Origin of the sequence: Leptospira andrefontaineae, assembly GCF_004770105.1 — a bacterium.
Taxonomy (GTDB): domain Bacteria; phylum Spirochaetota; class Leptospiria; order Leptospirales; family Leptospiraceae; genus Leptospira_B; species Leptospira_B andrefontaineae.
Map to the genome: position 1 here is coordinate 261,227 of NZ_RQEY01000018.1, position 14,191 is coordinate 275,417.

Below are 14,191 nucleotides of genomic sequence, written 5' to 3' on the forward strand. Positions count from 1 at the left end.
AACTTGGAGAGAGATTCCTCAGAAACAATTCTTTCTATACAAGACCTGAATGTAAAAATCGGGTCTTCTTACATTCTTAAAAGCTTCGATTTCCAAATTTCAAAAAAAGAAGTACATGCTTTGGTCGGAGAATCCGGAAGCGGAAAATCCACTTTTGCAAATACAGTTCTTGGGCTTTTAGATAAAAAGGCTTCCGTATCTTGGAAAAAATTCCATATCTTCTCCCAAGATGTACCTAACGGAGATTTTTCTCTCTGGGAAAATTGGCGAGGAAAACGGATCAGTTTGATCCCTCAAACCGCAGCGATCGGTCTTCATCCATTCTTGAGTATTGGATCTCAGATCTTGGAATATTTTTCTCTCATCCAACCTGAGTTTGCAAACGAGGAAACTTGTATTCGTTTATTAAAAGAATTCGGACTTTCGGATCCGATTGCTGCTTGGAAGTCGAAACCCCACCAACTTTCCGGCGGAGAAAGACAGAGAATTTTAGTACTACTTTCGGTGTATTCCGGAGCAGAGCTGATTCTGGCCGATGAACCGACATCCGCTTTAGATCCTAATACTGGAAAGGCGATCCTGGAACTTCTAAAATCCAGGGTGAAAGAGCTGGGAGCGGGGCTTCTATTTATCAGCCATGATCTTAGTTCTGCTAGGGAACTGGCCGATACTATTACTGTGATGAGATCTGGAGAAAAACTGGAGACCCTAAAAAACCAAAACGGGTCCTGGGAACCTCATTTAGAGTATTCCAGAAAACTGTTTACTTTGGATGAAAATCCCGCTTAAATTGCAAAACCTTATGATCCGTTCCTTCTTCTTTCATTTTCTGATCTTAGCGGCTTTCGTATATTCTACGTTTGTCGGGGCGGAAAATATTCATTTGGAAGAATATGATATTTCCAGATATCCTAAAGTAGAATTAAAATTGAGAGCAGGTAAGGGTGTATCCTTAGATCAGGAAATTCTCACGGTTTCGGAACAGAAAGAAAATCGTTCCAGAAGAGTAGGACCTCTTAAGATCCATAGACCGGAAGGTACAAGACCGGTCCATATTTATCTGATTACTCAAATGACGAATTCATTCGATCATAATGTGCAGGCCACAGAGATCTTAAAAACAATTGTGGAAAGAGCAGATTCTGCGGATAGGTTCAGTTTTGTATTTTTTACGGATGATGTATTCTTCTCCAAAGATGACTTAAGTAAATCGGATGCTTTAAAAGAAGCCAAGGTACCGGGTGGGAAGTCCAACAGGAATACTTCTGCAAACCTAGACTATGTTTTCCAAAAGATCTCTTCCCGTTTGAAAGATACGGATTATATACTCACAATCTTTTACGACCAAGATTTTATTCCATCCAACGAAGCACAGAATGGAGAATACACTCCCAATATCCCCATCAATGTTTTGTCCTTTCCTTCTAATGGAGGAAAGTTTTTACCCAAAAGATATGGTGGAACATTCTATTCATTGAATAGTCCTGATTTTAGGACCCAAGTTTTTGGAGATCTGGATTATTTCAGAAAAGAGCCTTGGTCCCTGGTTTATGAGTCTCCTTTCCAAGACGAATGGCAATTCCAAGGAAGTGGAAATCTGGAAGTAGAACTAGAAACTAAAAATTCCAGAAGACTTAGCTTTTCTTATGATCTTCCGTTTAGAACCAGGCTAGCTGTTTTCTTATTACATCCTTCTATCTTTTTGCCTAGCTTTACTTTCTTATTAGTTCTTACTTTGGTTGCTCTGATCGTGGTTTTGAAAAAAGGAAAAAAGCAAAATCCTGAAGGAACTGTTAGTCCGGAAGAAAGACTTCATACAATAGAATTTGAACAAGACGCTTACCGTAAAATGTACGGCAACCAATACCAACTCGTTTACTCCGAGGAAGATCGGATCGAAACGGAAAGGGCGGCTCCGGTCGCTTTAAAGGAATTCGAACAAGGTGAGTCCTACGAAAAGGCCACCCTTGTTTTTAAAGAGGGAAGAAATCCAGGTAAACAATACTCACTCGCAAGAGCTGAGACCAATATAGGAAATTCAGACCTTTGTGATCTGGTCTTATACGAACAATCTGTCAGTAAAAATCATGCAAGGATCAGAAAGGTTCGTAATCGTTATGTTCTATACGATCTGGTTTCAGAATCGGGAACCTTCTTAAATGGTAAAAAAATTCTGAGACCGAGGATCTTGTACGATTTTGACGAGATCGGAATCGGCAAGGCTCTACTCGTTTTCCGAGGCAAATGATAGAATCGGGACCTTCGTCCCGGAACCTTCTTTACGAAAAACCCGTGATTTTTAGCATGGAAGAGAGCTTCCGTAAGGAAGTCTAATCATTACTCTTGAATTACCCCCTGGGGGATCTGCGCACCATGAAAACGATGTTCGAAAAAATCTGGGAAGACCATTTGGTCGGTGAATTGGATGGAGGGTCTTATCTACTTTATATAGATAGACATCTGATCCATGAGGTAACGAGTCCCCAGGCTTTTGATGGTATTCGTATGGCTTCTAGAAAGGTCCGCCGTCCGGAAGCTACTTTTGCAACCATGGACCATAACGTATCCACTCGGATCCGTGACCTGGAATTGGCTGATCCGATCTCTGCCAACCAGATGAAAACCCTTATCAAAAATTGTAATGAGAACGGTATTACTCTTTACGACCTAAATCACCCTGACCAGGGGATCATCCATGTGATCGCTCCTGAGATGGGACTCACTCATCCGGGGATGACTATTGTTTGTGGGGATTCTCACACTTCTACTCATGGTGCTTTCGGAGCACTTGCTTTTGGAATAGGAACTTCCGAAGTAGAACATGTGCTTGCTACTCAAACTCTTTTGCAAAGAAGAGCAAAGACCATGGAGATCAGAGTAGATGGCCAACTTTCTCCTCATGTAACTGCGAAGGATATCGTCCTTGCGATCATCGGTAAGATTGGCACAGGTGGTGCGACCGGATATGTAATCGAATATAGAGGATCTGCAATTTCTTCCTTAAGTATGGAAGCTCGTATGACTGTTTGTAATATGTCTATCGAGGCTGGTGCAAGAGCAGGACTTATCGCTCCTGACCAAACTACTTTTGATTATCTGAAAGGAAAAGATTTCGCGCCTAAAGGTGCAGAATGGGATCTCGCTGTCCAAAGATGGAAACGTTATGTAACAGACGAGGGAGCAAAATTTGATACTAGCATCGTATTAAAAGCAGAAGAGATTGCTCCTCAAGTTACTTGGGGAACTTCTCCAGGACAAGTAGTTCCTGTAACTGGTATTGTTCCCGATCCAAAAGATGCACCTGATGCTGTAGAAAAGATCAGTATCGAAAACGCACTCAAATATATGGACCTGAAACCTGGACAAAAGATGCAAGATGTCTTTGTTAATAAGGTATTCATCGGTTCTTGCACAAACTCCAGAATAGAAGATCTGAGAGTGGCTGCGACCACTGTAAAAGGAAAGAAGGTTTCCAATAAAGTCCAGGCAATTGTAGTTCCAGGTTCCGGAAGAGTAAAACGCCAAGCAGAAGCGGAAGGACTGGATAAAATTTTTATAGAAGCAGGCTTCGAATGGAGACAACCAGGTTGTTCTATGTGCCTTGCTATGAACGACGACGTTTTACAACCTGGGGATAGATGTGCTTCTACTTCTAATCGTAACTTCGAAGGAAGACAAGGAAAAGGTGGAAGAACTCACTTGGTCGGTCCTGCAATGGCTGCCGCCGCTGCTGTCGAAGGACATTTTGTAGATATTCGGAACTGGAAATAAGGATACTGACTCATGAAACCCTTTACTCAACACGAAGGTTTAGCGGTCCTAATTGATCGCCCAAATATAGATACGGATGCAATCATCCCTAAACAATTTTTGAAAAAAATAGAACGCACAGGTTTCGGGATCCATCTATTCCATGACTGGAGATACTTGGATGACGAAGGAACTAAGCCGAATCCGGAGTTCAGTCTGAATCAAGACAGATACAAAGGAGCTTCCGTTCTTGTAACCAGAGATAATTTTGGATGCGGTTCTTCCAGAGAGCATGCTCCTTGGGCATTGGAAGATTTCGGATTTAGAGCGATTATTGCTCCTTCTTACGCTGATATTTTTTATAATAATTGTTTCAAAAACGGTATGCTTCCGGTTGTTTTAAAGCCGGAAGAAGTGGACGAAATTTTCAAGATCGTGGATAAGACTCCGGGAGCCAAAATTAAGATCGATCTGGACAAACAGAATGTGATCAGTCCTTCCGGAAACGTTTACAATTTCGAAGTGGATTCTTTCCGTAAGTATTGTTTGTTCAACGGTTTGGACGATATCGGTTTAACTCTGCAGCATGCTGCAGAGATCTCTACTTACGAAGAGAAAAATCGAAAAGATGTTCCTTGGTTGTACGCTTCTCATAAGTAATTTTCTAAAAATACAGGACTCTAGAAGACTATGTTCGACGAAATTTCACGCTCCATTGATGAATTCGGCAATAGCCTTCTGGGGGCTTTGAATAATGTTCAAAATGCTTTTGGAAGGGAACTAAGTGTAGCTAAACCGATCAAGGAGAATGTTCTCCAAATGATCGGTAACACACCTCTGATCAAACTCAATCAGATCGGTTCTCATATTCCTAACGTAGAAATTTATCTAAAAGCCGAGTTCTGTAATCCTACAGGAAGTGTAAAAGATAGGACTGCACTTTCTATGGTGCTTGCCGCAGAAAGAAGAGGGGAATTAAAACCAGGCGGTTCTATTTTCCAAGCTGGTTATAATACTACTGCAATCTCTTTAGCTTGGATCTCTACTCTTCGCCAATACAAGTTCAAAGTATTTTTAGCTCCGGATACAGATCAGGAAAAAATTAAAGAATTAAAATCTTACGGCGCAAGTGTTGAAGTTGTTCAACTTGCAAAAGGTAACTGGGACGATTCTCTTTTAGAAACTGCGAAGGCAGCCAAAGATAAAGAAAAGAATAGTGTGATCTTGAATGAATTCAAGGACATGGCAAACACGAATGCGCACTTCTTATTTACCGGGCCGGAGATCTGGAGAGATCTTGGCGGGAATGTAGATGCATTTGTGGCAGGAGGAGGTTCCGGTGGAACTCTTTCCGGTGTTGGAAGATATTTAAAAAGCAAAAAGCCTTCTCTAAGAGTCATTATGGGAGTGAGTAAAAATTCTCGCTTCATCCGTAAAATGATCCAAGGTGATTCCAGTATCCGACTTCCTGAATCTTTCGATCCAAAAGTGACCGACCAGTACATTGGAGTTGATAGAGACGAGGCACTTCGTTATCAATCTGAGCTCTACCAAAAAGAAGGAATTTTTGCGGGGTTAACTACCGGTACCACGCTTGCATCCGCTATCCATTACGCGGAAAGTCTTCCAACTCGAGAGGATCAAAAAACTCCTAGCTATAAGATCGTAGTACTTTCTCCTGACCGACTTTAATTGGAATGGAAGAATCTTATTATTCTGCATTACGCGAATCTTTAAAAAAAGAAAGAAAAGCGGAGCTGGATAAGTATAAGGAAGAAATTTCCTCCTCCGATCTTAATCAAAGGATCCAAGACGGATTCACAGTATTTCCATTAGTATTCGAAGACGCCGAATTAAGTGCAGATGGAAACTGGAAAGTTTTACTTAAACCCACAAAATCCAAAAATATTCCGGAATTATTCAGACCGGGGACACCTGTTCGGATCGTAAAAGAATCAGAAGAATATATTTCCGTTCTACTCAAAGCAAACGAAGACTCTTACCTAGTTTATATGGAAGAAGTCCCGGATTGGGTGGAAGAGGGCAAACTTGCTTTGGAAATCCTTCCCGATGAGACAAGTTTTAAAGAATGGGATCGCGCCTTAGAAAAGGTGATCTCCGCTAAAAAAGGTTCCAGAGAAAAATACTTTGCGGACCTATTTTCCAATCAATTAGAAGTTTCTAAACCGAATTTTAAACCTCTCTCTAATCTTCCGGAAAGTCTGAATGATTCTCAAAAGAAAGCAGTCTCTGCAATTTTACAAACGGAAGATTTTATTTTAGTCCACGGTCCTCCCGGAACTGGTAAGACCAAAACGATTGTGGAGTCAATTCGACTCTTGGCTTCCGAAGGTAAACGAATACTCGCTTCCGCCCCGACAAATTCCGCTTCCGATCTACTTGTAGAATCTTTAGAAAAATTAAAGGTTCCTGTTTTAAGAATTGGTCATCCTGCCAGGATGAATCCTGATATTCTCCAGAATTCCTTGGAGATGAAAGTAAATAATTCTCCGGAAGCAAAGTTGATAGAGAGGGATAGAAAGGAAGTCCAAGAGTTGTTAAAGAAGGCCCGTAAATTCAAAAGGAGTTTTGGGAAAGAAGAAGCAGAAGAAAGAAGAAGTCTTTATAAAGAAGCTGACTCCTTGCGTAAAAGTATCAAGGAAAGACAGAAAGTTTTGATCCGATATTTACTCGAGTCCCATCCAGTCATAGTATGTACACATACTGGGGCTTCTTCCTACCAACTTCATAATTTAGAATTTGATTATGCCATTTTAGACGAGGGTAGCCAGGCAATAGAACCTTCTTCTTGGATCCCGATCTTAAAAGCGGAGAAGTTCGTGATCGCTGGAGATCCATTCCAACTTCCTCCCACAGTCATCTCGGAAGATCCTTTACTTAAGGTTTCTTTAATGGAGAGACTTCTTCCAGTTTTCCAAGATAAGGAAAGAGTATTTCTTTTGGATACTCAGTATAGAATGACTGACCCGATCCAAACATTTCCGAATCTGAAATTTTACGAAAATCGACTGAAATCCGGATTACAAAAAGATCTTAGAGAAAAAGTTCCTTTTGATTCCGGAGAACCATTCGGTTCTAGTTTAGTATTCTTAGATAGTTCTGGAACGGATACTTCGGAAGAAAATTCAGAGGGAAGTTTGGGAAACCCCTGGGAAGCAGAGTTTACTGTAAACATAGTAAAGAAAATTTTAGATTCAGGATGGGATCCTAAAAATCTGATCCTTCTTTCTCCATATAGATACCAAAGATATCTTCTGAAACAAAAATTGGAGGAAATACTTCCGGATCATTCTTCTCAATTAGAAGTTGAAACTGTGGATTCTTTTCAAGGAAGGGAATCTGATGCAGTGATTTTCAGTTTGGTTCGTTCTAATCCAAAAGGACAGATTGGATTTTTATCCGAAACTAGAAGATGGAATGTTGGAATGACCAGAGCTAAAAAACTTTTAGTAATGGTGGGTGACGGTTCCACCTTAGGACAGAACGCCTTCTTTAAAGATTTATTAGAGACGGTGGAATTAGCAGGTGAGCTTAGGACAGCCTGGGAGTTTATAGATTAAAATTTACCAACTGAATTTTTTCCGGACAGGAATGTATAAGACCCCGATCCAAACCAATGTAAATGCCAAATGAGAGATCAAAATATGAGAAGGATCTTGCACGGAACATACGAATTTCAGACCTAAATTAGAACTCGCTAATAAAAGGTTTAGGAATAAAAATCCGGATAGCCCTGGCCTGGAACTCGCTGTATTTTTCAAAAGAAACCAAGCACCTGCTCCAAGTAAGATCGACGTGCTAGCTATAATTGTGGGACAAAGTCCTAGATGAATATGAGCTGGAACTTCTTCTATAAAAAGCCGACCTATTATAAATACGATCCAGGCCCCTAAAAACGTGCCTGCGGCCCAGAATGCCCAAGCGGATCTTTCCTCTGGGAAGGCAAGTCTGCAGAATAGGTACGCCGAGACAATTCCCCATATTAGTAATAATGTTGGTTCTGGCCACCAGCCAGGAAATGCATTCGTTCTACCTACCAGATTCGAAACGGACCAGCCTAGGATGATTCCAAGGACCACTAAACCCAAACAGGAAAGGAAGAGGGTATAAATGTTAAGGGTCCCTTTTTCCAAGTCGGAACTCAATGTTTGGATCAGTTTACCCGTCTTGTCCGATTCTGAATTTGACATGCTTCCTCCTGGTTTAGATTTTCCGCATTAAAGTAAGAAAGATTGGACATCCTTAAAAAATCCAGTCCAATAGCTTTCTTTATACGACTCATATAATCATTCGAGTCAAACTGCATAAGGTTACATGGCGGAAAAGCAAGATATCTGGCAAATTCTTTCGGAAAGAATGCGCTTAGCCCAAGAAGGAGATTCCAAGGAATATGAACTCCTACTCTCCAAATGCAGGGAAATTTTAAACAATCATTTAAGTTCAAAGGTTCGTGACAAGGAAGATAGAGAAGACCTGATCCAGGATATTCTGATCGGAATTCACAAAGCCCGGGTTACGTACAGGAAAGAAAAACCGTTTGCACCCTGGTTTTTCTCCATTGCCAGATATAAGACCATAGACTATATCCGCAGGAAGGGAACCAGGGATAGAATGGTCTCTGCTGAGATGGAAGGATTTGCCCAGGAAGAAAAAATTTCGATAGAAGACCGATGGGAGGTCCAACAAGGACTGGAATCCTGGCTAAATGTTCTGGAACCGCGTCAGAGAAAGATCCTAACCATGGCTAAATTGGAGGGCAAATCGGTCCGAGAGATCTCGGAAACTACGGGTCTTTCCGAATCCAATGTAAAAGTGATCGTCCATCGTTCTCTGGAAAAGTTGAAACGATTTTTTTCCGAGTCTGAGAGAACGATAGAAGGCTCGAAAACGTCCAAGAAATAGAAAATGCCCGGTAAAACAAAGATCACCAGGATACCTTCTCTCCAAGAAATTTCAGCGGAAGAATGGAATCTTTTGGGAGATCCAGAAAATCCTTTTTCCAATCATGAATTTTTACAATCGCTGGAACTTTCTTCCTGTGTAGGTGGAAGGACTAGCTGGCATCCTGAGTATTGGGTTGCGGAAGATGAGAGCGGGATCCATTCTTCTCTTCCTTTTTATCATAAATACGATTCTTACGGTGAGTATATTTTCGATCATTCCTGGGCCAATTTTTTCTCTCAGAATGGACTTTCTTATTATCCTAAAGGTCTTGTTGCTTATCCATTCACTCCAGTGAACGGTAAGAAGATATTAAGAAGGAAGAATGTATCTGCGGAAGAAGCGTTGGATATCCTACTTCCGCCTTTATTAGAAAATGCAAAGACAGAGGGACTATCCAGTATACATTTTCTTTTTTTAGAGGAAGAAGAAGCTAGGGCTTTAGAAAGAAGAGGATTTGCCACTCGGATCACTCATCAATTCCATTGGAAAAATAGAAGTTATACTAGTTTCGAAAACTTTTTGGGAGATTTCAGATCTAAAAAAAGGATCCAGATCAAAAAAGAAAGAGAGACGGTCAAAGAATCGGGAATTCGGATCTTATGCAAAGAAGGTAAAGATATCACTGAAAAGGACATGGATTCTATCTATTCCTTTTATACAGAGACCTATTCCAGAAAATGGGGATCTCCTTATTTGAATCGTAAATTTTTTAAGATCATTTTGGAGAAGTTTTCCCAAAATCTGGTATTATTTTTAGCGGAGAAGGATGGAGGCACGGTAGGCGGAACATTCAACCTGAAAAAAGGAAAGAAGTTATATGGAAGATACTGGGGTTCTTCTTCGCATTATCCTTTTCTACATTTCGAATGTTGTTATTACGCCCCCATCGAATACGCGATCAAGAATGGTTTTGAAATTTTTGAAGCAGGGGCCCAAGGAGAGCAGAAATTTTTAAGAGGATTTCCTGCCGTTCCTACTTATAGTTCCCATTTTATTTTCCATGACCAGGCTCGAAATGCGATTGAACGTTTTTTAGAAAACGAAAGAATGCATATGCAGGAAATGATAAGGGAAACTAATCTTTCTTCCCCATTAAAGGAGACCGTAAGGGGAGAATCCGAAGACCAATGAGTGATTTAAAAACCGAAGAGCAGGTTCTCACAAAAGAGAAACTGAAACTCAAAAAACCAGCCAAGTATAGGGTAGTGATCTTAAACGACGATTATACCCCTATGGAGTTTGTGGTCTGGATCCTCAGGGTGGTATTTTATCGGACCCAGGTCGAGAGCGAACAAATTATGCTACAGGCACATACAACCGGAAAGGCTCTTTGTGGAGTCTATTCTCATGACGTTGCCAGAACTAAAGTGAACGAGACTCATATGCTTGCAGAGGAACATGGACATCCTTTGCATTGCCAAATGGAAATTGAAGAGGGGGAAGAAACATGACATTATCCGAAGAACTAGAAAAATCTCTTAACCAAGCAAGAACGGAAGCCCTCAAAAGAAGAAACGAATACATCACTCTTGAGCATATTCTTCTTTCCTTAACTTATGATCCTGTTGCTGCAGAGGTTCTCCTTGCTTGCGGTGCGGACCTGGATCAATTACGCTCCGAATTAAAAGAATATTTAGATACTGAAATGGAATCGGTTCCAGAATCCTTTGGGGAAATCGAGCCTGAATATACAATTGGAGCTCAAAGAGTTCTTCAGTTAGCTGCATTTCATGTACAATCCACTGAGAAGAAAAAATTGGATGGAGGTTATGTATTAGCCTCTCTGTTTAGAGAAGATCAGTCTCATGCAGTTTTCTTTTTAGGAAGACAGGATATTTCCCGCTTCGATGTGGTTCGTTATATTTCTCATGGAATTAAAAAATCAGGTGAGAAGGTAGGAGAAGGTAATTCTACTGACGAGACTTCCAAAAAACAAAGTGGAGATGCTCTCGCTGATTTTTGTGTGAATCTGACAGAAAAAGCGAGTCTTGGTAAATTAGATCCTCTGGTAGGAAGAGCAGAAGAAATAGAAAGAACCATTCATATTCTTGCAAGAAGAAGGAAAAACAATCCTATCTTCGTAGGAGATGCAGGAGTTGGAAAAACTGCAATTGTGGAAGGGCTTGCTCTTCAAATCGTAAATGGAAAAGTTCCGGATGTATTAAAAAATACGAAAGTATATTCCTTGGATATGGGATTACTTCTGGCAGGAACAAAGTTTAGAGGAGAATTCGAGGAGAGACTGAAGAATGTAGTGCAGGCAATTTCTTCAGATCCGGACAATGTGCTTTTTGTCGATGAGATCCATACTATCATAGGTGCAGGCGCTGTATCGGGAGGATCTTTAGATGCTTCTAACCTTTTGAAACCTGCACTTTCTAATGGAGAACTTCGTTGTATTGGAACTACAACATATAAAGAATACAAAGCAATATTCGAGAAGGACCATGCACTTTCTAGAAGATTCCAAAAATTAGAAGTAAACGAACCGAGTGTAGAAGAGACCATCCAGATCTTAAAAGGACTTCTTCCTAAATACGAACAATTCCACTCCGTTAAATATTCTTCAGGTGCTGTAGAAGAAGCAGCAAAACTCGCGGAACGTTATATCTTAGATCGCAAACTTCCGGACAAAGCGATCGATCTAATCGACGAGGCAGGGGCAAAAGTTAAACTCAGAGAAAGTTCTAAATCCAAGATCGTAACTGTAAAAGAGATCGAAGAATTAGTATCAAAAATTTCTAAAATTCCTCCAAGAACTGTTAAAGCGGACGATAGAGAAAAACTGAAAAACTTGGATGAAGAGTTAAAGGGTAAAATTTACGGCCAAGATAAGGCGGTGATTGAGCTAGTCCAAGCGATCCGACTGTCCAGAAGTGGATTATCAGAACCTGGAAAACCTGTGGGTTCTTTCTTATTCGCAGGGCCTACCGGAGTGGGTAAAACAGAATTATCTAAACAACTTGCCGCTATCTTAGGTGTGGAATTCATCCGATTCGATATGAGTGAATACATGGAAAAGCATACTGTATCTCGACTCATAGGCTCTCCTCCAGGTTATGTTGGCTTTGAACAGGGTGGTCAATTGACCGATGCGATCGTTCGCACTCCACATTGTGTTCTTCTATTGGATGAGATCGAAAAAGCACATGAGGATATTTATAATATTTTGCTCCAGATCATGGACCATGCCACTCTAACTGATAATAATGGTAGAAAAGCAGATTTTAAACAAGTAATTCTGATCATGACCACAAATACAGGTGCTAGAGAACGAGCTTCGAACCCATTAGGATTTGATAATACTGCTTTGACCGATAGAGGGCTAAAGGCAATCGAGAAACAATTTTCTCCGGAATTTAGAAATAGACTTACCGCGGTCATTGAATTTGCATCACTTGATGAAGGTACTGTTTCCAAGGTCGTTCGTAAACAATTAGAGCTTCTGGAAACCAGGCTGAAAGAGAAAAGTATTCAACTTCATTACGGAGAGGATGTTCTAATCTGGATCGCTAAAAAATCCTACGATCCTCTTTTCGGAGCAAGGCCGGTCCAGAGGTGGATCGACTCTAATATTTCCAAAAAACTATCTGAAGAGATCTTGTTCGGAGAATTAAAAAACGGCGGGGATGTGAATTTGGAAATACAAAACGAGGAACTTAAATTAGTCTTCCGTTCTAGAGAAAAATAATGTCTTTTAGAACGGTTAGACCTAATCCCAAAAGTTTCTTCCTACTTTCTATTTTACTTCTTCTTGTTTTTACTTCTTGTAAGAAGAACGTTCTATTCATCGAAGGAAGGGAAGTTTCTACCCAGAACCTTGTAACTCCTAAGTTTGGGATAGATCCGAACACTTTATTTGCAGAATCCAAGAAGATCATGATCTCTACGGATTCAATTGATTCTTCCAAGGTCGGATTAGAGATCTATAAAAAGGGAGGAAACACGATCGACGTTGCGGTTGCTTCTTCCTTTGCAGTTTCCGTTACTCGTCCTTCTTCCACAGGGATCGGTGGAGGTGGATTTTTAGTCTATCACCATGCTAAATCCGGAAAATCATACGCTTTTGATTTTAGAGAAAGAGCACCTTCTTTAGCAAATCGTAATATGTATAAGGGACGTCCTAAGGAAGAATCCTTACTCGGATATAAATCAGTTGGTGTTCCTGGAATGGTGGCGGGTCTTATTCAGATCCACAAAAAGTTCGGAAAACTTCCATTAAAAGAAGTTTTAGCTCCCGCAATCCGATTGGCGGAACATGGATTTATAGTATACCCTGATCTTTCCGAGGCAATCCAGGAATCGGAACAGGACATGAGTCCCGGTATGAAAAAGATCTTTATTCCGGGAGGAAAAATCCCCGAGCCAGGCGAGGTATTGGTCCAAAAAGATCTGGCAAAAACTCTTAAGATCATTTCAGAAACTGGAGATAAGGATTTTTATACCGGGGCAATTGCAAAGGCACTCGCAGAAGAAGTTTCCGCAAACGGGGGAGCTATTCATTTTGCCGATCTGAAAAATTATAAGGTAAAAGAAGAAAAACCTCTAGAGATCACTTATAGAAATTATAATATTCGGACCATGTTCCCTCCTTCTTCCGGAGTTCATCTTTTTACTATGTTAAAGATGTTAGAAACCAAAGAACTTCATTCTATGTTCGATTTTTCCCAAAGTGATTATTACCACTTTTTAGCGGAAGTCATGAGAAGAGGGTATTCTGATAGGGCAGTCTTAGGCGGAGATCCCGGATATACAAAGATCCCGGTCGAAACTTTAGTCTCTTCTGAGTATGCTAAAGAAAAAATTTCAGACTTCAATCCTACTAAGTCGACCCCTAGTTCTACCTACTTAGATAGATTAAATTTAAAGGCGGAGTCTCACGAGACCACTCATATCTCAGTTGTGGATGCAGAAGGAAATGCAGTTTCTACCACTCATTCTATCAATTATAGATTTGGCGCAGCCGTTGTGCTGGAGGGATATGGTTTCGTATTAAACGATACAATGGATGATTTCAGCCGCTCCCCTGGAGAACCTAACGTATATGGGCTTATCGGAGCGGAAGCAAATTCTATCCAGCCTGGAAAGACACCTCTTAGTTCCATGTCTCCTACCATTGTCCTCAAAAATGGAGAAACCTTTTTGGTTACGGGTGCGCCGGGTGGTTCTTATATCGTAAATGCGGTTTTGCAATCCATATTGTTTACACTAGACTTAAATCTTACTTTGTATGAGTCTGTTGCAAGAGGAAGGATCCATCATCAATTCTTTCCGGACGCACTTTCTATCGAAGGGCCTGCGACTGATACCGCCACGTTCAATCAGTTGAAGGCAAAAAAACACGAGGTAAGACTAGGCAATAATATGGCGAAACTATTTTGTGTAAAAAGAGAAAATGGAACATTATATGGTGCGGCTGACCCAAGGGGAGACGGAATCCCTGTGGGGGAATAATATTAAAAAAAAGAGATATAGG

Annotated in this window: 12 protein-coding genes; 11 read left to right on the top strand and 1 reads right to left on the bottom strand. The window is 40.7% G+C overall.

All coding sequences use genetic code 11. From position 1 onward, the window contains the following. Positions 1-3: 3 nt before the first annotated feature. From EHO65_RS12895 to EHO65_RS12920, 6 genes are all read left to right on the top strand, one after another. Positions 4-789 (top strand): ATP-binding cassette domain-containing protein, encoded by a 786-nt coding sequence (locus tag EHO65_RS12895; protein ID WP_135774900.1) that lies wholly within the window; start codon positions 4-6, stop codon positions 787-789. Then, positions 773-2,248: an FHA domain-containing protein gene (locus EHO65_RS12900; RefSeq protein WP_135774902.1), complete on the top strand. Its 1,476-nt coding sequence runs from the start codon at positions 773-775 to the stop codon at positions 2,246-2,248. Before EHO65_RS12895 ends, EHO65_RS12900 begins: the two co-directional genes overlap by 17 nt. A 125-nt stretch (positions 2,249-2,373) precedes the next feature. Then, entirely contained in the window at positions 2,374-3,771 is a 1,398-nt protein-coding gene (gene leuC, locus EHO65_RS12905; RefSeq protein WP_135774904.1) for a 3-isopropylmalate dehydratase large subunit, read from the top strand. A 12-nt stretch (positions 3,772-3,783) separates the two neighbouring features. Next, positions 3,784-4,410, top strand: coding sequence for a 3-isopropylmalate dehydratase small subunit (gene leuD, locus EHO65_RS12910; RefSeq protein WP_135774906.1), 627 nt, complete (start codon positions 3,784-3,786; stop codon positions 4,408-4,410). Positions 4,411-4,440: 30 nt separating this feature from the next. Beyond that, the gene (locus tag EHO65_RS12915) at positions 4,441-5,442 is read left to right on the top strand and encodes a PLP-dependent cysteine synthase family protein (protein ID WP_135774908.1); all 1,002 of its coding nucleotides are present in this window, start codon (positions 4,441-4,443) and stop codon (positions 5,440-5,442) included. Between the two features lie 5 nt (positions 5,443-5,447). Further along, positions 5,448-7,331, top strand: a complete 1,884-nt coding sequence (locus EHO65_RS12920; protein WP_135774909.1) for an AAA domain-containing protein — start codon at positions 5,448-5,450, stop codon at positions 7,329-7,331. A gap of 3 nt (positions 7,332-7,334) precedes the next feature. Here the strand turns inward: EHO65_RS12920 and EHO65_RS12925 are convergent, their stop codons facing one another. After that, positions 7,335-7,961, bottom strand: coding sequence for an NrsF family protein (locus EHO65_RS12925; RefSeq protein ID WP_135774911.1), 627 nt, complete (start codon positions 7,959-7,961; stop codon positions 7,335-7,337). A 124-nt stretch (positions 7,962-8,085) separates the two neighbouring features. On the opposite strand from EHO65_RS12925, the gene EHO65_RS12930 reads away from it, so the two are divergent. The 5 genes from EHO65_RS12930 to ggt are packed head-to-tail and all read left to right on the top strand — an operon-like array spanning position 8,086 to position 14,169. After that, a complete protein-coding gene (locus EHO65_RS12930) occupies positions 8,086-8,673 on the top strand; it encodes an RNA polymerase sigma factor (protein ID WP_135774913.1) in 588 nt (195 codons plus the stop codon). 3 nt (positions 8,674-8,676) lie between these two features. Further along, the gene (locus EHO65_RS12935; protein WP_135774915.1) at positions 8,677-9,846 is read left to right on the top strand and encodes a GNAT family N-acetyltransferase; all 1,170 of its coding nucleotides are present in this window, start codon (positions 8,677-8,679) and stop codon (positions 9,844-9,846) included. Beyond that, a complete protein-coding gene (gene clpS / locus EHO65_RS12940; RefSeq protein WP_135774917.1) occupies positions 9,843-10,166 on the top strand; it encodes an ATP-dependent Clp protease adapter ClpS in 324 nt (107 codons plus the stop codon). The genes EHO65_RS12935 and clpS overlap by 4 nt, the downstream gene beginning before the upstream one ends. After that, positions 10,163-12,406 carry an ATP-dependent Clp protease ATP-binding subunit ClpA gene (gene clpA / locus EHO65_RS12945; RefSeq protein WP_135774919.1) on the top strand — a complete coding sequence of 748 codons (2,244 nt, stop codon included), beginning with the start codon at positions 10,163-10,165 and terminating at the stop codon, positions 12,404-12,406. The genes clpS and clpA overlap by 4 nt, the downstream gene beginning before the upstream one ends. Beyond that, positions 12,406-14,169 carry a gamma-glutamyltransferase gene (gene ggt, locus EHO65_RS12950; protein WP_135774921.1) on the top strand — a complete coding sequence of 588 codons (1,764 nt, stop codon included), beginning with the start codon at positions 12,406-12,408 and terminating at the stop codon, positions 14,167-14,169. Before clpA ends, ggt begins: the two co-directional genes overlap by 1 nt. Positions 14,170-14,191: the final 22 nt, after the last annotated feature.

Bases quoted from the DNA above. Each gene is read 5' to 3' on its own strand.
- EHO65_RS12900 (WP_135774902.1), top strand. From the start codon at position 773: ATGAAAATCCCGCTTAAATTGCAAAACCTTATGATCCGTTCCTTCTTC.
- leuC (WP_135774904.1), top strand. From the start codon at position 2,374: ATGAAAACGATGTTCGAAAAAATCTGGGAAGACCATTTGGTCGGTGAA.
- leuD (WP_135774906.1), top strand. From the start codon at position 3,784: ATGAAACCCTTTACTCAACACGAAGGTTTAGCGGTCCTAATTGATCGC.
- EHO65_RS12915 (WP_135774908.1), top strand. From the start codon at position 4,441: ATGTTCGACGAAATTTCACGCTCCATTGATGAATTCGGCAATAGCCTT.
- EHO65_RS12920 (WP_135774909.1), top strand. From the start codon at position 5,448: ATGGAAGAATCTTATTATTCTGCATTACGCGAATCTTTAAAAAAAGAA.
- EHO65_RS12925 (WP_135774911.1), bottom strand. From the start codon at position 7,961: ATGTCAAATTCAGAATCGGACAAGACGGGTAAACTGATCCAAACATTG.
- EHO65_RS12930 (WP_135774913.1), top strand. From the start codon at position 8,086: ATGGCGGAAAAGCAAGATATCTGGCAAATTCTTTCGGAAAGAATGCGC.
- EHO65_RS12935 (WP_135774915.1), top strand. From the start codon at position 8,677: ATGCCCGGTAAAACAAAGATCACCAGGATACCTTCTCTCCAAGAAATT.
- clpS (WP_135774917.1), top strand. From the start codon at position 9,843: ATGAGTGATTTAAAAACCGAAGAGCAGGTTCTCACAAAAGAGAAACTG.
- clpA (WP_135774919.1), top strand. From the start codon at position 10,163: ATGACATTATCCGAAGAACTAGAAAAATCTCTTAACCAAGCAAGAACG.
- ggt (WP_135774921.1), top strand. From the start codon at position 12,406: ATGTCTTTTAGAACGGTTAGACCTAATCCCAAAAGTTTCTTCCTACTT.